Genomic DNA, 18,490 nt, shown 5'->3' on the forward strand with positions numbered 1-18,490 from the left:
TGTGGCATGAGTTCTCTTTCTGTTCAGGGCCGGATCACCCTGATCGCCGGCTGTTGTTTACTGGCCAGTGCCGCGGCACTGGTGACGTCCTCCCTCTTCAATGCCGCTCGCATGCAGGAGCAGGTACTCACTTCCACCACCCTGGAGGCGCAACATGCGGCGGAGAACTGGATGCAGGCCATGGGCGCTACCCAGGCGGCCAGGGTGACCAGCTATCTCGATGAAGCCTATTTCCGGGCCACCCTGCTGGCCGAGAGCGTACTGTTCCAGCGCAAGAACGCGGCCGACAACTTCGTCCACTCGGAGGCGCTGCGCGGCGCGGTGAACCAGCAGCTGCAGGATGCGGCTGAATCGTCCGCCAACCTGCTCGGGGTTTATGGGGTCTTCGAGCCCAATCAGCTCGATGGCGAGGACGCCAACTACCAGGGCTCGACGGCGCTGGGGGCCAACGACAAGGGGCGCTTCTCCAGTTACTGGGCCAGGGTCGATGGCAAGGTGACCCTGGAGGTCATGGATGAGGCGGTGCTGGCCGATGACAAGCCGACCGCCAACGGCGGGGTGGAAAATGGCTGGTACAGCTGCAGCATCCGCTCGCGGGCCCTCTGCCTGCTCGAGCCTTATCTCGACGAGGTCGGCACCCGGGAGGTGCTGATGACCTCGGTGACGGCCCCCCTGCTGGAGCAGGGAACCCTGCTCGGCATGGTCGGGGTGGATATCTCCTTGACCAGGCTGCAGAGCCTGGTGGAGGAGATGGACAAGACCCTCTATGAGGGGCAGGGCAAGGTGCTGTTGCTCAGCCGCGAGGGCCGAGTGGCCGGGGTGGAGGGATTCGAGGTCGGGCTCGGCAACCTCCTTGGCCAGCAGGATCAGGGGCTGGCGACGGATCTGAAGGGCTGGCTCGGCCAGGGCGAGGTGGTCACCCGCTGGAGCCCCGATGGCGCCTTGTTGCAGACCTTCGTGCCGGTCAGGATGCGTGGCACCGATCGCAAGTGGGGCATCTACATCGAGCTGCCCCGTGCCGTGGTACTTTCCTCTGCCCTGCAGCTGCAGGGGGAGCTCGAAGGTCAGGCCCAACGCAGCGTGGTCGCACAGCTGCTGATCGGGGGCGTGATCTCGCTGCTCGCCCTGCTCTGCATCTGGCTGATGGCGCGGCGGATAGTCGCCCCCATTCGCACCGTGGTGGCCCGTCTCAAGGACATCGCCAGCGGCGAGGGGGATCTGACCCAGCGCATCGATCTGCAGCGCGATGACGAGATCGGTGAGCTGGCCAGGTGGTTCAACAACTTCCTCGACAAGCTGCAATCCACCATCAGCCAGGTGATCGACACGGTCGCCGGCACCCGGGCCAGCGCAACCCAGGCGGCGCAGGGGGCCGAGCGCACCAGTGCCGGCATGCAGGCCCAGTATCAGGAGGTCGATCTGGTCGCCACCGCGTTCGAGGAGCTCAGCGCCACCGCCTTGCAGGTGGCGGGCAATGCCAACTCGGCGGTGGATGCGGCCAATCAGGCCGACACGGCGGCGCAGGAGGGCAAGTCCGTGGTGGCCGACACCCAGCAGGCCATGTCCAGGCTGATGACGGTGATCAGCGACGCCAAGCCCGTGGTGGAGCGGCTGGCGGCCAACAGCGACAACATCAACGACATCCTCATCGTCATTCAGGGGATCGCCGAGCAGACCAACCTGCTGGCGCTCAATGCCGCCATCGAGGCCGCCCGGGCCGGCGAGCAGGGGCGCGGCTTCGCGGTGGTGGCCGACGAGGTGCGCAACCTGGCCGGCCGCACCCAGAATGCCATCGTCGAGATCCAGACCCTGATCAGCCAGCTGCAGTCGGGCACCGAGGCGGTAGTCAAGGCGATCATGACGGGCCACAGCCAGGCGGATGTGACGCTCGGCAAGGTGGAGCTGTCGGTCAGCGTGCTGGAGCAGATCATCCAGGCGGTCGGCACCATCCACCAGATGAACGAGCAGATTGCCCGCGCGGCGCAGGAGCAGAGCGGGGTGGCGGACGAGATCAACCGCAACGTCAGCAACATCCGCGATGTGAGCCATACCATCAGGGCCGAGGCGGCCACCTCGGCCGACAACGGACGCGAGTTGTCGCAACTGGCGGACAAACAGCAGCAACTGGTGGGGCAGTTCAAGGTATAGGGATAAGAAAAAAGGCGCCATCCAACCGGAGGCGCCAAACACATTCAGATGACAGACTGGGTTAAATCGGTCCGATTTAAGCCCTTCTTCCCGCAGAGGAAGAAACACAACACCACAATCTTTGCCGGCCCACTCACAAAAACCACATGTAAACCAACATGGAAGAGAAGGTGTGAGCCATATGGCAACGGATTGCGTGGCGAATTATGTTTATTCACTGGTCGGCCCGCAACCGACAATTTATAATGCGCACCATTAGAAAAACTCATCGTCGGTCATCTCATGTCTCGTCGTTTACCCCCGCTCAATGCACTGAAAGCGTTTGAAGCCGCCGCCCGTCACTTAAGCTTTACCCGGGCAGCGGAAGAGCTGTTCGTGACGCAGGCCGCCATCAGCCACCAGATCAAGGCGCTGGAAGAGTACCTCGGCATCAAGCTGTTTCGCCGCAAGAACCGCTCCCTGCTGTTGACCGAGGAGGGGCAGAGTTACTTCCTCGACATCAAGGACATCTTCGCCTCCATCTCCGAGGCGACCGACAAGCTGCTGGCCCGCAGCGCCAAGGGCGCGCTCACCGTCAGCCTGCAGCCGAGCTTTGCCATCCAGTGGCTGGTGCCCCGGCTGGTGAAGTTCAGCGAGCGCCATCCGGACATAGACGTGCGGATCAAGGCGGTGGACATGGACGAAGGCTCGCTCACCGATGACGTGGACGTGGCCATCTACTATGGCCGCGGCAACTGGCCGGGTCTGCGCTGTGACAAGCTGCACACCGAATACCTGATCCCGGTCTGCTCGCCGCTGCTGCTGACCGGCCCCAAGCCGCTGCGCACCCCTGAGGATCTGGTTCGGCACACCCTGCTGCACGACACCTCCCGTCGCGACTGGAAGGCCTGGTTCCGCCAGCTCGACATCGATGCGCCCAACGTCAACCAGGGGCCCATCTTCAGCCACTCCACCATGGTGATCCAGGCGGCGATCCACGGCCAGGGGGTGGCGCTCGGCCACAGCGTGCTGGCCCAGCCCGAGATCGAGGCGGGTCGTCTCATCTGTCCGTTCGAGCAGGTACTGGTCAGCAAGAACGCCTTCTATCTGGTGTGCCAGGAGCAGCAGTCGGATCAGGGCAAGATAGTGGCCTTCCGCGACTGGATGCTGGAGCTGGTGGAACAGGAAGAGGCCCGTCGCCGGGCACGTCTCGCCGATGCCTGACGTCATCATAGAGGGGGCGGTGGACGCCCCCGTTCGCATTCTGGTGGCCCACGGCGCCGGTGCCGGCATGGAGCACGACTTCTTCACCCGGCTCTCTGCCTTGCTGGCGGGGCCGGACATCGAGGTAGTCCGCTTCAACTTCCCCTACATGAGCAAGCGGGCCCTGGATGGCAAGCGCAGGCCGCCAGACAGGCAGCCGGTCCTGCTCGCCCATTGGCGCGAGATGGTGCACCAGTTTGCCCATCCCCGGCTGTTTCTGGCGGGCAAGTCCATGGGGGGACGGATGGCGGCCGAGATCTGCGACGAGATGAATGCTGCAGGATTGCTCATTCTCGGGTATCCTTTCCACCCCCCGGCCAAGCCCGACAGCTGGCGGGGCGAGGTGCTCAAGCAGATCAAGACGCCGACCCTGTTGTTGCAGGGGGAGCGCGACACCTTCGGTAGCCGTGCCGAACTGGCCGATTTCCCCTTCTCACCCGCCGTATCGGTCCACTGGCTGACCGATGGTGATCATGGCTTCAAGCCGAGAAAAGCCAGCGGGGTGAGCGAGCAGGAGAACCTGCAACAGGCGGCGGATCAGATGAGGCGCTTTATCGACGCGACCTCGGCAACGCGCTGAGTGCCTTGAAGAGCAAGGAGAGTGGGATGCAAATCCATCGACATTGGCTGGTGCTGGCCGGCCTGTTCGGCCTGACGGCCACCATGCTGGGGGCCTATGGCGCCCACGGACTGGCGGCGACCGGCATCGATGCCGGCCGTCTGGCGGCGTTCAACACCGCCGTGCAGTATCAGTTTTTTCACGCACTGGCCCTGTTGATCCTGGGTTGGTGCGGTGTGCGCAGCAAGGTGATCACCTTCGCTGGCACCGCCTTTGTGCTGGGGATCCTGGGATTCTCCGGCAGTATTTATGCCATGGTGCTGCTTGGCAGCAAGGGGCTGGGGCTCATCACCCCGGCCGGTGGCCTCTGTTTTATGTTGGGATGGACGGCTCTGATATGGGCTGGCTGTCGTCTTGGAGGAAAGAATGAATAATCTGCTGCTTTATTGCCGCCCCGGTTTTGAGAAAGAGGCGGCGGCAGAGATCACCGAACGTGCCAGTAGCATGCAGTGTTACGGTTTCGCCCGGGTCAAGGACGACAGCGGCTATGTGATTTTCGAGTTGTATGACGAGGAGCAGGCCGATCTGCTGGCCCGCAAACTGCCGTTCAAGGAGCTTATCTTCATCCGCCAGATGCTGGTGGTGACCCATGAGCTGAAGGATCTGGATCTGTCCGATCGGATCTCGCCCATCATAGAGGCGGCCAGCGGCTACACCATCTGCGGCGATCTGCGGGTCGAGACCGCCGACACCAACGAAGCGAAAGAGCTGTCGGCCTTCTGCCGCAAGTTCACCGTGCCGCTGCGCCAGGCGCTGCGCAGCAACGAGTTGCTGACCAAGAAGGAGACGCCGCACCGTCCGGTGTTCCACGCCTTCTTCATGGCCAACGATCACCTGCTGATCGGTTACTCCTACTCGTTCAACAACTCCGAATTCCACATGGGGATCCCGCGTCTGCGCTGCCCGCCGGACGCACCGAGCCGCTCCAGCCTCAAGCTGGAAGAGGCCTTCTATGTGTTCGTGCCCAAGGAAGAGTGGGATCTGCGCCTCACCTCCGGCATGAAGGCCGTCGATCTGGGCGCCTGCCCGGGTGGCTGGACTTATCAGCTGGTGCGTCGCGGCATGATGGTGACCGCGGTGGATAACGGCACCATGGCCCCGTCCCTGATGGACACCGGTCAGGTCAAACACCTGCGCGATGACGGCTTCGTCTGGCGTCCCAGCAAGAAGAACATCTACTGGCTGGTGTGCGACATGGTGGAGAAGCCGGCACGGGTGACCCACATGATCGCCGACTGGTTCCGCGAGAACGACTGCCAGGAGGCCATGTTCAACCTCAAGCTGCCGATGAAGAAGCGCTATGCCGAGGCGGTGCACAACATAGAGGTGTTGCGTGGCCTGCTCAAGGAGATCGACAATGCGTTCGTGATCCAGGCCAAGCAGCTCTATCACGATCGGGAAGAGATCACGGTGCACGTCTACAACAAGTACTGGGTTTCCAAGCTGGAGCCCAAGGTCTGACCTCGGGATAGCACCCTCGCAGTCATCGTGACGGCAAAACAGAACCGGACGGGTATACCCGTCCGGTTTTTTGCTATGGGATGCTCTTAGAAACGGTAGTCGAAGCGCATCATGGATTCGTCATCCGTGATCTTGAGCTCTACCTGCAGCGGTATGGTCTTGTCGGTCGGGTTGAACTGCATCTTGACCCCATCCCCCCTCAGCTTGACCGCCGTGTTGATGCCGCCGGCGTTGAACTTGATCCTGGGTTTGTGCTTTTCGAAAGAGAGACTCACGCTCTTCTCGGCCGTCAGGTTCAGTTTCTGGTAGGGGGTGATCTGTTGGGCGCCGTTGCTGTCGGTCATGATGTCCACGCCAAACGAGAGCTGTTTGGGAGCCTTGAGCAGGTCATTGGTATCGATAGTGGACTGCCAGACTTGCGCGGCCGGTTGAGCGCTCTGGGGCGGTGGCGTCAACCAGGCGTTGTCGATGGGTCTGTCTAATGCCATGGCACTGCTGCTGAAGATCAGCAAGATGAACGTAGCACGCATAGTGGATCTCCTTATCCCTCATATGAACATAGTATTCATCTGACGAGGGAGGTAGGGGGATCCGGTATAAAACAAAGGGAGCCGAGGCTCCCTTTTAAAATCATATGGTTAGGCGCATTTACAGACGGTCGATGATGGCCTGGGTAAATTCGCTGGTGGAGGCGCTGCCCCCCAGATCCTGCGTCACCCGATCACCGGACTCTATGGTCGAGCGCACCGCCTCGCGGATGCGCTCGGCCTTGTCCTGCATGCCGAGATATTCCAGCATCTGGATGGAGGCAAGGATCACCGAGGTCGGGTTGGCGATGTTCTTGCCGGCGATATCCGGCGCCGAGCCGTGTACCGCTTCGAAGATGGCGGCACCCTCGCCGATGTTGGCGCCAGGGGCCATGCCCAGACCGCCGACCAGACCGGCACAGAGATCCGAGAGGATGTCGCCGAACAGGTTGGTGGTGACCATCACATCGAACCGCTCCGGGTACATCACCAGGTTCATGCAGGCGGCGTCGACGATCATCTCCTCGTTCTGGATATCTGGATAACGGGCGGCGACCTCGCGCGCCACTTCCAGGAACAGGCCTGAGGTGGACTTGAGGATGTTGGCCTTGTGGATGATGGTGACCTTCTTGCGGCCTTCTTGGCGGGCCAGCTCGAAGGCGAAGGTGACGATGCGCTCGGCGCCGTCACGGGTGATGATGCTCATCGCCTCGGCGCTGTTGTTGTCATCGCTGCGCTTCTGGCCCGCACCCGAGTACATGCCCTCGGTGTTCTCACGCACCGTGATGATGTCGATGTTGTCGTAACGGCTGCGGGTGCCCTTGAAGGAGATGACAGGGCGCACGTTGGCGTAGAGGTTGAACTTCTTGCGCAGGGAGACGTTGATGGAGGTAAAACCACCGCCGACCGGGGTGGTGAGCGGGCCCTTCAGGCTGACCTTGTTTTTCTCGATCAGATCCAGCGTGGCCTGGGGCAGCAGCTCGCCGTGCTTCTCCAGCGCGACCAGGCCGGCATCGGCGTAGTCGTATTCGAAGTCACAACCGGCGTGAGTCAGGATCTGGATGGCGGATTCGATGATGCTGGGGCCTATGCCGTCGCCCGGAATGACGGTAATTTTTCTTTTTGACATGAGAGGTATCCACTTCTAGGGAACAGAGGGGGAGGATTCGGCTGTTTTATACCATTTTTGCACCACATCCTCCATGTTTCTTTACATTTATCCCACTTATGTCAACAGGAGCCGCACCATCGGATGCAGCGTGCTGACGGCCTGGTCTCATTCATCGGCTTGCGGCGGGTAGCGTATCTCCCGCAGGTTGAAACCGAGCGGGATATCCCGCTGCAGGCGCACCAGCCGCTGGGCCAGCAGCGCCTCAGCCTGATGCTGGCGCAGCTTGAGCAGGGGCTTGCCGGCCTCTTCCTGCTGGCAGGCGCTGAGCAGGGCGGCCAGGTTGCCATGTTGCAGCAGTAGTGCTGTGGCGGTCTTTGGGCCTATGCCCGGCACCCCCTTGATGTTGGAGCCGCCGATGCCGGTCAGGGCCCAGAAGTCCACCAGCTGGTCGGGGGTGACGCCATATTGCTGCTGCACGAAGGCCGCATCCAGCCAGCGCTTGTTGAAATGGTCCCGGATCTGGATCTGCGGGCAGATGAGCTGACAGAACCCCTTGTCGGTGGAGATGATGGTGGCCCTGGCTCCGTGCTGGGCAATCCCACTGGCTAAGGTGGCGATAAGATCGTCCGCCTCGTCGGTCTGGGAGAGCAGGGCATCCACGCCGCACTCCCAGAAGGCATCCTGCAGGTCGGCCAGCCCGTCGCGCAGCTCGGCTGGCATGGGAGTGCGCCCCTCCTTGTAGGCCGGATAGATCTCCTTGCGCCAGCTGTGCACCTCGCCGTCAAACACCGCGATGACGTGGGTCGGCTCGCTGCTGGCCAGCAGCTTCTTGCAGGTGTTGATGAGATTGGCGCGGGTGGCGAGCAAGGCCTGGGCCGGGGTCAGCGCCTGCTGGGCCTGAACCGCATGCAGACGACGGATGAGGTTGAGGGCATCGATGATGAGCAGGTGTGGCCTGAGGTTTGACATGGGGCGCTCTTGGAAGTCGGGACGGCCCATTGTAACAAGGGACGGGCGTCATGGTAGCCCTTCATGTGCTGGGGTCTTGCTGTCAACGAGAGAGGGGCACCCGGGTGCCCCTACTGTCATGACCGGCGCAGTGCCCTCATCTCGCCGCTTACTTCACTATCTCGTAGCAGGGGATGTATTGGCTGCCGGGCAGCTTCATCCGTTGCTGTCTGACGAAACTCTCCAGCAGCCGGTCCATCAGGTGCATCAGCTCCTTGTCACCGTGCAGCTTGAAGGGGCCCTTCTTCTCGATGGCGCGGATGCCCCCTTCCTTCACGTTGCCGGCGACTATGCCGGAGAAGGCGCGGCGCAGGTTGGCAGCCAGCAGCTGGGGTGGCTGGTTGCGGTGCAGATCCAGGCTGGCCATGCTGGCGTGATCCGGCTCGAATGGCAGCTGGAACTCCGGCTCGATCCGCAAGGACCAGTTGAAGGAGTAGGCATCGCCGACCGACTTGCGGTATTCGCGGATCTTGGGCATGGCCTCCTTCATGACACGGGCCACCTCGGGCGCATCGCCGATGATGATCCGGTAGAGGCGGGTGGCCGGTTCCCCCAGGGTCGCCTTGACGAAGTCGTCGATGGCGCGGAAGTAGTCGGCACTCTCCTTGGGACCGGTCAGTATGATGGGGATGGGTTGGCGCTCGTTGGCCGGGTGCATCATGATGCCGAGCAGGTAGAGCAGCTCCTCGGCGGTACCGACCCCACCGGGGAAGATGATGATGCCGTGGCCCAGGCGCACGAAGGCCTCCAGCCGCTTCTCGATGTCCGGCAGGATCACCAGCTCGTTGACGATGGGGTTGGGCGGCTCGGCGGCGATGATGGACGGTTCGGTGAGGCCGACATAGCGGCCGTTGCGTACCCGCTGCTTGGCGTGGCCGACGGCGGCCCCCTTCATGGGCCCTTCCATGGCGCCCGGGCCGCAGCCGGTGCAGATGTTCAGCTCGCGCAGCCCCAGCTCACTGCCCACCGAGCGGGTGTACTGGTATTCGATCTCGTTGATGGAGTGGCCGCCCCAGCACACTACCAGGTTGGGATCCGCCCCCGGCAGGATCGCCTTGGCGTTGCGCAGTATGGCGAACACCAGGTTGGAGAGGTGGGTGGCGTTGGTCAGATTGACCTGGCGGTTCGACTCCAGCTGGGCCGAGACGTAGAGGATGTCCCGCAGCACGGAGAACAGATGCTCCTGGATGCCGCGGATGATCTCGCCATCGACGAAGGCGTGCTCGGGCGCATTGAACAGCTCGAGTTTGACCCCGCGCTCGCGCCGGATCACATGAATGTCGAAAGACTTGAAGCGCTCCAGTATCTCTTTGGAGCTGTCGGTGTGGCTGCCGGAGTTGAGCACCGCCAGCGAGCAGTTGCGAAACAGTTGATAGATATCGCTGGAGGCGGTCTGCTTGAGGCGATCCACCTCGAGTTGGGACAGCAAGTCCATGCTGCCGACAGGATTGATGTGCGTAATCATAAGTTCCCCTTCACTCGTCTTGTTATCGTTGTGCTTTCCCTGGGGAGAAAACGGGATGCCGTGACATCCCTCGATTTCGATAGTAGAGGCAAGCGGTGGGGCAGGGGAATAGGGCGGGAGTGCGTTTGCCGGTTTTTTAGCCAGCGGTCAGGCCGGGTTCAGGCCAGATTGACCTGATCCCGCCCCAGATTTTTGGAGCTGTAGAGCGCCTTGTCGGCCCGCTCGAACGCATCAGTGGTGTGATCCCCCTCGCGAAACAGGGTGGCGCCGATGGAGATGGTGATCTCGACCCTGGCGTCCCTGAACCGGAACGGGATGCTCTTGATGGTCTGGCGCAGGTTCTCCAGCGGCTTCTGGTACTTGTCCGGGTTGATGTTCGGCAGCAGCACCACGAACTCCTCTCCGCCGAAGCGGGCGATGAAATCGGTATCACGCAAGGCGCTCTGCAGGGCCTTGGCGACCACCTTCAGGGCCTTGTCACCGGCCATGTGGCCGTAGTTGTCGTTGATGTTCTTGAAGTGATCGATGTCGATGATGGCCAGGCACAGCGGGGTGCTGTAACGCAGCCAGCGCTTATATTCCAGTTCGAGCCGCTCGTCGAGCGCCGCCCGGTTGTGGACCTGGGTCAGGCTGTCGAGGAACAGCTTGTGTTTCTGGATGGTGAGCCGCTTCTTGTACTCGGCGGTCTCCTCCTTCATCAGCCGCAGCTTGGCTTCCATGTTGGACAGGTGGGTGAGCAGATGGCGCTCACGGCTGGCCATGGTTTCCCTGTCCTGCTGCAGGTGGCGAATGGTGTCCAGGTGGCTGGCGATGGCGCCCTTGAGCTCCATGGGGGAGTCGTGCCTGGCCAGGGTGTGATCGATGGCCTCCAGCTCCCGATCGAGCGCCTGGCCGCTGAGCAGGGTGGCATTTTGCAGCGCCCGACCCTCGTCGAGGGATTCGGTGAAGCTGAAATGGACCGCCGACAGGCTCTCGTTGAGGGTGCTGAGGAAGGCCTGGGAGGACTTACGCTCCTCCCTGGTGCCCTCGATGATGAGCTCGATGATCTGCAGGCAGATCTCGGCCAGCAGCGGCGGCGTGATGCCCCCCAGCAGCTGGCGGCGGATGTCCGCCAGGCTCTCGCCCACGGCGCCGGCGAAGTCGAGCTCGGTGATGAGCCGCTGCAACTCGTCGGCAATCTGGGCGTGGGCCTTCACATCGAAGGGATCCATGGGGCCGGGCGCCGCCAGATCGGTGGCCGCCCCCTGGGTGGGGGTGAGCAGCGGCTGGGTCGGCAGCAGCTGGATCTTGATGGCCTGCTGGTAGAACTCCAGCAGACGGACCACCTTCTTCTGGTGATCGCCGATGCCATAGCCTTCGGGGCTCGCGAGGAACTCCTTGAGCGAGCGGCGGGTCTCTTCCGGGAAGCCCTTGATGGACTTGAGCTGCTTGCTGCCCAGTTCTATGGTGGCCTGGGTCAGGCTAATGGACTCCTCCAGCGCGCTGCCGTGTTGCTGCAGCAGCTTCTCGATGGCGGCCAGATCCCCATCCAGCGACGAGAGCGGGGGATTGCCATCGAGTTTCTGCTTGAGCTTGGCGAGCCGGTTGTCCAGTTCACGATCGTGACCGCGGCAGGCCTGCATCAGCTTGCCGATGAACTGGATGCCGCGGGTGCGCTCGGCATCGGAGAACGTGGCCATGCCATCGAGCTCCTGCTGTTTCTGCTGGAGGGATTCCCTGAGTCTTGCCAGTTGTCCTGTTACGGCAGCGATGTCATTCATTATTCAGGTCGCCCTGTTCATTATCGTTTTTGTATCGTCCAGCAACAGTAAGCCAATGAAAGACCCCGTTGAGTACCTAATGTCATGGGTTGTCCGGCACTTTCGTCCGTGAAAGCTGAAGCCAATTAACCCATTGCTTTTCATGAGAAGAATTTACTTTTACCAGTCCCTTGTCAATTGCCATCAAGCAGCATTGCCACACATCGCCATTAAAAAACGCGGCCTGTTGGCAATCGATGGCGGCCAGCTCCAACCAGACGCTTTGGCGGTGTTTTTCACTGAGCTGCATGGCCCCTGACAGCGCCAGATAGCAGAGGTCGAACAGGCCATGGTGGTCGAGGGCGGTCGCCGCCTTAGGCAGGAAGGGGTGGCTGACGATGCCGAGGCTGATGTGGCGATCCAGCGGGTAGTCACAGGGGAAGGCGGCCAGGGTATCGAGCAGCTCCTGCGCCAGCTGATGCAGCTGGGCCACGTGGCGCTGCGGCACCACATACAGCAGGTGGCCCTCGCGCAGATCGTAGATGCGGCCATCCTGGGGGGTCAGCCGGTTGATGTAGTGGCCGAAGGCCTGCTCTATCTCGCGGCTGACCTGATAGCCGTGCCGCTCCAGGCTGTTGACCAGGAAGGGCACCCGAAACAGCAGGTAGTGCAGCTTGTCGTCAAACTCGCTGGTGGGCTGCTCGCTCAGATACCAGCGCTCGGATTTCTGCTGGCGCTTGGCCATCTCCCGCGGCCAGCGGCTCATCAGCCGCTGCCAGTTGGCCAGGCCGCTGCGCGGCTCGATCAGCAGAGCCTCTCCCAGTTGCCTGGCATTGAGGCGGGCGACCCGCAGCTTGAGCCAGAGCGTGAAGAACAGGTAGATAAACAGGGCCAGCAGCAGGCCGGTGCTGACGCTGGACCAGAGATAGCGCTCCTGCTGATGCTGGCTGACGTCGAGGCGCTGCTCCAGCTCCTTGACCTGCTGTACGCGCTCCACCTGGGCATAGTTGTCACGGACAGCTTCCTGCTCCAGATCGAGCTGCTGCTGGCGCACCAACTCGCTGCGCTGGTGATAATTCTTGTAGCTGTCGAGGGCCTGTTTGAGGTAGCCCTTCTGCTCGTAGGCGATGGAGAGCAGGCGGAAGATCTCGAACTGGCGGCGGATGTCCCCGAGCCGGTTGGCCAGGGTCAGGGCGTTTTCCAGCTGCAGTATGGCGATCCCCGCCTCCTTCTGCTTGAGGTGCAGCTCCCCGAGCAGCAGCAGGGTGTCGATCAGCGACTCCTTGTCATCTCCCATCTCGTGGGACTGGCGCGCCGCGTTGAGGTAGTTGCGGGCCAGGGTCAGGTTGCCGGTCTGCAGATAGGTCTTGCCGATCTCGAACTTGAGGTGGGCGATGCGGGTGCGGCTGTTGTTCTCGTCGAGCAGGTCCAGCGCGTTGAAGAAATAGACCAGCGCCATGTTCATCTCGCCCTGATCGCGGTTGAGGCGGGCGAGCACGATCAGCGCATCGCTCAGCAGGGAGGGGTTGCCGAGCGCGTGGAAGTAGTTGGCGGCCTCATTGGCATATTGCAGCGCCTTCTGCGGCTCCTGCTCCTCCTGATAGAGGTTGACGACCTGGTTCGACAGCAGGCCGAGGAACAGCGGATCCTGCAGGCTCTTGGCCTGCTGCTGGGCATCGATGTAGTCACCGAGGGCCAGCTGGGGTTGTCCGAGTGCGTGGTAGAGATCTCCCCCCACGGCACTGACCCAGGCCATGGCCAGGGGATTCTTGGCCTGCTCCGCCCATTGGTGGGCCTCGCTCAGCTGGCGCTTGGCCAGATCGAACTGCTGCCCTTCTATGCTGGCGTTGACGTGCAACAGCCGGCTATAGACCTGCAGCTGGCTCTCCTTGAGGCCGGGGTTGGCCAGCAACTTGTCCAGTTCATCGAGCAGGATGGCGCCGGCGCCATGGGATCTCTCCTGCTGGTTCCGGCTGCGGACCTTGAGGTAGAGACCGTGGGCCTGCAGCTCGAACTGCTGCTCCTTCTCGGCCATGGCGATGGCCTGATCGAGGGATTCCTGGGCCAGCCTGAACTGCCCCAGTTGCTGCAGGCACTCGCCCTTGAGCAGATGGGCTCCGGTGGCCTGGGTGGCCGTGCCATAGCTCAGCATGGGTTCCCGATAGCCGTATTCCTGGCGGTTACTGATGATTTGCTTGGGATTATTGGCTGTGCGTTCGAGGAAGGAGGAGGCAATCTGGACACATCTGGCGGGATCGGTCAGCACCAGGGTCTGGGCCTGTTGCAGATCGATAGACAACTGCTCCTTGGCCAGATCCAGATCCGGAGCCGACAGGGAGGACATCATCATTGCCAGAAAAAACAGTTGATTCATTGGATTGAGAGCAGCACAGGGGTGCAGGCATGTTATCCAAGCCCCCCCTGTGCGTCCAGAGTTTACTGATGGCTTGCGCGACGGGCCGCCGGGCCCCGCCCGTCAGCCGCGTCCCGCGGTTACTGGCGGATGAGGCGCAGGTTGGCGGGCACCCGCTCCCAGTCGCTGCGGAAGGGGTTGATGTCCAGCCCGCCGCGGCGGGTATAACGGGCATAGACGGTCAGCTGGCTCGGGCCGCAGAAGTGCTTGAGATCGATGAAGATGCGCTCGATGCACTGCTCGTGGAACTCGTTGTGCTGGCGGAACGAGATGAGATAGCGCAAGAGTTTTTCCCGATCGAGGCGCGGGCCGCGGTAGTGGATCACCAGGGATCCCCAGTCCGGCTGGCGGGTGACCAGGCAGTTGGACTTGAGCAGATGGCTGTGCAGCGTCTCTTCGACGATGTCAGTGCCCGCCGCGCCCTGCAGCAGGGTCTGGTCGAACTCGTAGCCGTCGATCTCGATGTCCTGCTCGTCGATACACTCCCCCGGCAGCGCCGCTATCTGATGGGGCGCCTGATCGAGCGGGAACAGGGTGACGCTCACCTCGCTGCCGGCGCAGGCGCTCAGATCCTTGACCAGCAGGGCCTGCACCGCCGCCAGCGAGTCGCAGCGGGTCTGGTTGAAGGAGTTGAGGTAGAGCTTGAACGACTTGGATTCGATGAGGTTCGGGCTGGTGGCGGGCACGGCCACCTCGCCGAGCGCCACCATGGGCTTGCCTTTGGCATTGAGCCAGGAGAGCTCGTACAGGGTCCAGACGTCGCAACCCTGGAAGGGCAGGGTCTCGCCCAGGCCCAGGTCGTCGCGGTTCAGGCTGCGTGGCACGGGTTGCAACAGCTCAGGGGCGTACTGGCTGATGTAGGCCGACTGCTGGCCCAGGCTCAGGCCCTGCAGCGCGCTGGCGCCCGCGTATCTCTCTTGTTTGCTCATGCTTGTTTGCTCAACGGTTTGATGGTGCAATGACCGGCTTTTGCGGTCATTTTATTGCGGCTATCCTTGGCCGCTATTGTGGGGAATATCGATGTCGGATCAAGTCTTGTCTGCCCTGGAGCAGTTTTTTTTACGCTGGCAGCGCGATGGCGAGGCGAGGCGGGGCCTGCCCCTGTGCGAGTGGGAGCCGCAATGGCGCTCGCCCTGTGAGCTGGATGAACCCAAGGAGGGGAGGGTGGCCTGGCGCCCGGTGCAACGCGACACACCGGCAGATTTCACCGCCATGAGCGAGGCGCTGGAGCTGGTGCTGCACCCCGCCGCCCTCGCCCTGTTCGGCCACTGGTTCAGCCGCCCCATCCCCTGCTCCTACAAGGGGCTGCGCATCGAGTTGATCCTGCCGTGGAACGAGGCGGATCTGGACTTGCTCAGGGAGAACCTCATCGGTCACCTGCTGATGCTGCGCAAGTTGAAACGCTCGCCGTCGCTGTTCATCGCCACCACCCGCAACGAGATGACGCTGATCTCGCTGGATAACGAGAGCGGCCAGGTGTGGCTGGAATGGCTCGACTCCGGCCGCCGCCTGTCGCTGGCCCCCTCGTTGCCGGCGTTCCTCACCCGGCTGGAGACCCTGCCGTACTGAAGTGGGTCTGAGGGCGGGCAGTGCTCGACCCCAAGCCCTGAGTCGGCGTGAATGAGAAGGGCCTTGCCAGCTGGCAAGGCCCTTCTCTATGTGCGGCGTTTGGTGCGGCGCGGGGTTTCCCTGCTGGCCGGCGCCCCTAATCCTTGAAGTCCCAGGAGAGGTTGGAGACCAGCCGGCAGGCATCGCACTTGAAGTCGAAGATCTCGTGCAGCGGGGCCTCGAGTGTCCAGTTACCACCACAGCCGGGGCAGGGGCGTGCCTGCTCCGCGGCTTTGCTCAGGCCGCCGACCCGATAGAGGTAGTAGTAGGTCGGGATTCCGCTCGAGCCCTCCAGCCGTTTGGCAAGATCGCTGCCCCGGCGCTGCAGGCGGCTGCCCACCTCGCCTATCTCGTGCAGCGCCGCGTGTTCGGCGATGGAGCCGTTCATCTGCAGCTGATCGCAGGCCTCCCAGTCCTCCTGCCACTTGATGATCTGCTTGTGGTCGCCGTTGGCGATGGCGGGCAGGCGATAGAGCGGGATGGGGGCGAAATGATCGCCGCAGCGCAGCGGTGAGCAGCTGTGCAGGAAGCTGGTGTAGAGCAGCATCCAGCTCGGTCGCTCGTCAGTCTGGCCGCAGGGGTCCGTGCTGTCGGACAGCAGATCCATCCCTTGCAGATGCAGCTTGGGGGCCAGCAGACCGGCCTGGTGCAGGCCCTGTTCGGCCAGCGCGACCTGCTCGCTCTGATTATCCGGGTGCAGGCTGTCTTGCTCGGGGCAGACGACCCGGCTGACGAAGTGACCATCCTGCATGCTGGTGGGAAACTCCCGCCCCAGGATCTGCCCCTGGTAGCGCAGCATGTCGAGGTAGTTGACTATGGCCGGCTCGGCTTCGCCGAGGGAGGTGTCACGGTAGCATTCAAAGCTGAGTTCGAGGATGTACATGGCGGCGCTCAGTCCGGCTGCTTGAGCAGCAGGGCGGTCAGGCGATCGACCTTCTGCTCGAGCCGCTCGAGTTGCTCGCTCAGCTGTTGCAGGCTGACCACCTCAGCCGGGGGCGCTGCGACCACCGGGGGCGTGGCCGCAATCGGCTCGGCCGGCTGGGGTTGCTGCTTCCATTGGCTCAACACCTTGAGCAGCTCGGCCATGGGCACGGGGTGACTGAGGCGGGCCTTGACCATGGCGGTCGAGGGGGTGATCCCCCTGGCACTCAGTTCGTTGGCGATCTTGATGATCTCTTGGGCTGACATCTGGGCTTCTCACTGCGACCTGACTGGCGGCCGTCTTGCTGCTTGCGGATGGAGGCACAGAGCTTAATCAAAGCCTGCCCTTCAGGAAAGCAGAGCGAAGGGCGCCGGCTCAGTTTGTTGGGGGCGGGGGGAAGCCAGGGCGATTGAGAGGTGATTGAGGCACAGAGCTCAAACCCCACCTGTCAGGAAAGCGGGCCGACGCTGGCCCGCTCAGTTTGCCTGGCGCAGCATCACGTCCAGCTGGTCGATGGCTTCCGACCAGTCGGAGTCATTCCAGAGCGCGTCGCGCAGAAACACCGCCTGGGAAGGATTCCAGAAAGTGGCCTCGGGCAGCAGGGTCTGGTTGTCCAGATGGTGTTCGCGGATGAAGCGGTGCAGGCTTATTTCGTCATTGGCCAGGCCCAATTGGGCAAACAGGGCGGACATGTCGTGGGTCAGCAATTCCATCTCGTATCTCCTTGAGGGCGATTGTCGAGAATTATAGCCAGCCTCGTCACCATTGCTCCCAACCGCCGCTACGAAGGCAGGCGATGAGGGGGCAGCTCGACCCCGGTGACATGCAAGCCCTGCATGCAGAGCTGGCCCTGGTAATGGCTCTCCCCATCGCTGGAGAACTCGAACTGGTAATAGGTCAGCAGGCGCAGAGGCTTGTGCCCCAGCGCACGGTGGGTGCGGGCCAGCGACAGCAGTTGCAGATCGTGATGCTGGCAGTAACGCCGCATGTATTGCCAGGCCAGCTCCGCCTGACGACGCTGTTGCCAGAAGGCCCCCCCGACGAAAATCAGCAGCAAGATTCCAAGCATTTCTCCCATCAGCGGGTTCCTTCTGTGAGGTATGAATGAGGGCCCTGGCCCGCCCCTTGACGATGCGGGCCAGAGCCGTCGCCTGTGGCTATGCCGAGGCGAACAACCGGCCTATGGCCTGGCCGAGGGCATCGCTGCGCTCGGGGTCTCGCAATCTCGCCAGCATATCATTGCGCAGGGCCGGCAGGGTCACCAGCTCGGCAAACAGCTGATTGAAGAACTGGGTCTGTTGCAGCGCCAGCTGCTCCAGAAACAGGCTGAGCAGCGCGGGGGACTGCAGATCGGGCCAGAGGCGGCCGGCGATGGCGAGCAGCAGGGCCGGGCTCGGCTGGGTTTGCAGCAGGGTCAGCAGCTTGTTGCTGCGCAGCTTGTTGCCGGGGCAGGAGGCCAGCGCCCGGCACAGATAGGCCAGGGTCTCGGCATTGGGGACCGCGCACTCCTGCTCCTTGCCGATACGCTCGAGCAGCGCGCCTTGCAGCGCCGGCGGCAGCGGGGCGTTCTCCAGGCTCTGGCACAGGCCATAGAGCGGGGCCTGGGGCAGTCGCGGCAGCGCCTTGCACACCAGCGCCAGATTGCGCTCGTCCTGCAGCCGCTCGGCCAGATCGGCGAAGCCTTGCAACCCCAGGCTCTGCCAGCCCTCTTCACCCGGTGCCGCCAGATAGTGACAGAGGGCGTCGTAGTAGGCGGAAGGGGCCTGCTCCAGCTGGCGGGCCAGCTTGGCGTGCAGGCTGGCCATCTTGGCCTCGGCCGGGCGGAAGGTGTAGGGATTGTCGGCCAGTCGCTGGGCCTTATCCTCATCCAGCTCGCCGGTCAGCTTGTAACCCAGCGTCTCGATCACCTGATCCATGAAGTGCTTGGGGCCGCTGCCGATGAGCAGACCGCGCTCATCGAGCGCGAACTTGAGGAACCAGAGGTAGTGTCTGGATTCGGCCGGCTGGAAGAAGTGCACGCCGAGCCAGGCGTGCTGCTGCAGCGGCCAGGGGTAGGGCTCCTGCTGCTGTTCGATGCGCACGAAGAGATCGCTCGCCAGCGGGCGCACCTGGCGACCCATGTCGAACAGCTGGAACTCGGTATCGGCCTGGGTCAGAAATTCGGTCAGGGTATTGATGTCAGACATGTGATGGTCCGGCTTAAATGAGGATGCCGGCGATTATAAGG

Annotated in this window: 18 protein-coding genes; 6 read left to right on the plus strand and 12 right to left on the minus strand. The window is 62.7% G+C overall.

Annotation, left to right across the window (positions count from 1 at the left end; all coding sequences use genetic code 11):
* Nucleotides 1–6: 6 nt before the first annotated feature.
* From KW821_RS00130 to rlmM, 5 genes are all read left to right on the plus strand, one after another.
* On the plus strand, nt 7–2,148 hold the full coding sequence (locus KW821_RS00130) for a methyl-accepting chemotaxis protein (protein ID WP_218289825.1): 2,142 nt from the start codon (nt 7–9) through the stop codon (nt 2,146–2,148).
* A 282-nt stretch (nt 2,149–2,430) separates the two neighbouring features.
* Entirely contained in the window at nt 2,431–3,351 is a 921-nt protein-coding gene (locus KW821_RS00135; RefSeq protein ID WP_042654091.1) for a transcriptional regulator GcvA, read from the plus strand.
* Nucleotides 3,344–3,970 carry an alpha/beta family hydrolase gene (locus tag KW821_RS00140; RefSeq protein ID WP_218289827.1) on the plus strand — a complete coding sequence of 209 codons (627 nt, stop codon included), beginning with the start codon at nt 3,344–3,346 and terminating at the stop codon, nt 3,968–3,970. Before KW821_RS00135 ends, KW821_RS00140 begins: the two co-directional genes overlap by 8 nt.
* 26 nt (nt 3,971–3,996) lie before the next feature.
* Complete coding sequence (locus KW821_RS00145; protein WP_042654089.1) at nt 3,997–4,383, plus strand: DUF423 domain-containing protein; 387 nt, start codon at nt 3,997–3,999, stop codon at nt 4,381–4,383.
* Nucleotides 4,376–5,470, plus strand: coding sequence for a 23S rRNA (cytidine(2498)-2'-O)-methyltransferase RlmM (gene rlmM, locus KW821_RS00150; protein ID WP_042654088.1), 1,095 nt, complete (start codon nt 4,376–4,378; stop codon nt 5,468–5,470). Before KW821_RS00145 ends, rlmM begins: the two co-directional genes overlap by 8 nt.
* 86 nt (nt 5,471–5,556) lie before the next feature.
* On the opposite strand, the gene KW821_RS00155 is transcribed toward rlmM, so the two are convergent.
* From KW821_RS00155 to queF, 7 genes are all read right to left on the minus strand, one after another.
* Nucleotides 5,557–6,000, minus strand: coding sequence for a hypothetical protein (locus tag KW821_RS00155; protein ID WP_042654087.1), 444 nt, complete (start codon nt 5,998–6,000; stop codon nt 5,557–5,559).
* 118 nt (nt 6,001–6,118) lie between these two features.
* Nucleotides 6,119–7,126: an isocitrate dehydrogenase gene (locus KW821_RS00160; RefSeq protein ID WP_218289828.1), complete on the minus strand. Its 1,008-nt coding sequence runs from the start codon at nt 7,124–7,126 to the stop codon at nt 6,119–6,121.
* A gap of 147 nt (nt 7,127–7,273) precedes the next feature.
* Nucleotides 7,274–8,077 carry a flap endonuclease Xni gene (gene xni, locus KW821_RS00165; protein WP_218289829.1) on the minus strand — a complete coding sequence of 268 codons (804 nt, stop codon included), beginning with the start codon at nt 8,075–8,077 and terminating at the stop codon, nt 7,274–7,276.
* A gap of 148 nt (nt 8,078–8,225) precedes the next feature.
* The gene (ppnN, locus tag KW821_RS00170) at nt 8,226–9,581 is read right to left on the minus strand and encodes a nucleotide 5'-monophosphate nucleosidase PpnN (RefSeq protein ID WP_042654085.1); all 1,356 of its coding nucleotides are present in this window, start codon (nt 9,579–9,581) and stop codon (nt 8,226–8,228) included.
* 158 nt (nt 9,582–9,739) lie between these two features.
* Nucleotides 9,740–11,341, minus strand: a complete 1,602-nt coding sequence (locus tag KW821_RS00175; protein WP_218289831.1) for a diguanylate cyclase — start codon at nt 11,339–11,341, stop codon at nt 9,740–9,742.
* A gap of 82 nt (nt 11,342–11,423) precedes the next feature.
* On the minus strand, nt 11,424–13,694 hold the full coding sequence (locus KW821_RS00180) for a hypothetical protein (RefSeq protein WP_218289832.1): 2,271 nt from the start codon (nt 13,692–13,694) through the stop codon (nt 11,424–11,426).
* 119 nt (nt 13,695–13,813) lie between these two features.
* Complete coding sequence (gene queF / locus KW821_RS00185; protein ID WP_218289833.1) at nt 13,814–14,662, minus strand: NADPH-dependent 7-cyano-7-deazaguanine reductase QueF; 849 nt, start codon at nt 14,660–14,662, stop codon at nt 13,814–13,816.
* A 91-nt stretch (nt 14,663–14,753) separates the two neighbouring features.
* Here queF and syd point away from each other — a divergent pair, with 91 nt between their 5' ends.
* Nucleotides 14,754–15,302 carry a SecY-interacting protein gene (gene syd / locus KW821_RS00190; RefSeq protein ID WP_042654081.1) on the plus strand — a complete coding sequence of 183 codons (549 nt, stop codon included), beginning with the start codon at nt 14,754–14,756 and terminating at the stop codon, nt 15,300–15,302.
* Nucleotides 15,303–15,438: 136 nt separating this feature from the next.
* Here the strand turns inward: syd and KW821_RS00195 are convergent, their stop codons facing one another.
* The 5 genes from KW821_RS00195 to KW821_RS00215 all read right to left on the minus strand — a co-directional run bounded on the left by KW821_RS00195 (nt 15,439) and on the right by KW821_RS00215 (nt 18,449).
* Nucleotides 15,439–16,224 (minus strand): Zn-ribbon-containing protein, encoded by a 786-nt coding sequence (locus tag KW821_RS00195; protein WP_218289834.1) that lies wholly within the window; start codon nt 16,222–16,224, stop codon nt 15,439–15,441.
* 8 nt (nt 16,225–16,232) lie between these two features.
* Complete coding sequence (locus tag KW821_RS00200) at nt 16,233–16,529, minus strand: hypothetical protein (RefSeq protein WP_218289835.1); 297 nt, start codon at nt 16,527–16,529, stop codon at nt 16,233–16,235.
* Nucleotides 16,530–16,739: 210 nt separating this feature from the next.
* Nucleotides 16,740–16,976 (minus strand): DUF2789 domain-containing protein, encoded by a 237-nt coding sequence (locus KW821_RS00205; RefSeq protein ID WP_042654078.1) that lies wholly within the window; start codon nt 16,974–16,976, stop codon nt 16,740–16,742.
* A 68-nt stretch (nt 16,977–17,044) separates the two neighbouring features.
* Nucleotides 17,045–17,341: a DUF3301 domain-containing protein gene (locus KW821_RS00210; protein ID WP_218289836.1), complete on the minus strand. Its 297-nt coding sequence runs from the start codon at nt 17,339–17,341 to the stop codon at nt 17,045–17,047.
* 79 nt (nt 17,342–17,420) lie between these two features.
* Nucleotides 17,421–18,449, minus strand: a complete 1,029-nt coding sequence (locus KW821_RS00215) for a DUF3549 family protein (protein ID WP_218289837.1) — start codon at nt 18,447–18,449, stop codon at nt 17,421–17,423.
* Between the last annotated feature and the right edge of the window lie 41 nt (nt 18,450–18,490).

The organism is Aeromonas sp. sif2416, from assembly GCF_019218665.1.
In the GTDB taxonomy this organism is placed as follows: domain Bacteria; phylum Pseudomonadota; class Gammaproteobacteria; order Enterobacterales; family Aeromonadaceae; genus Aeromonas; species Aeromonas encheleia.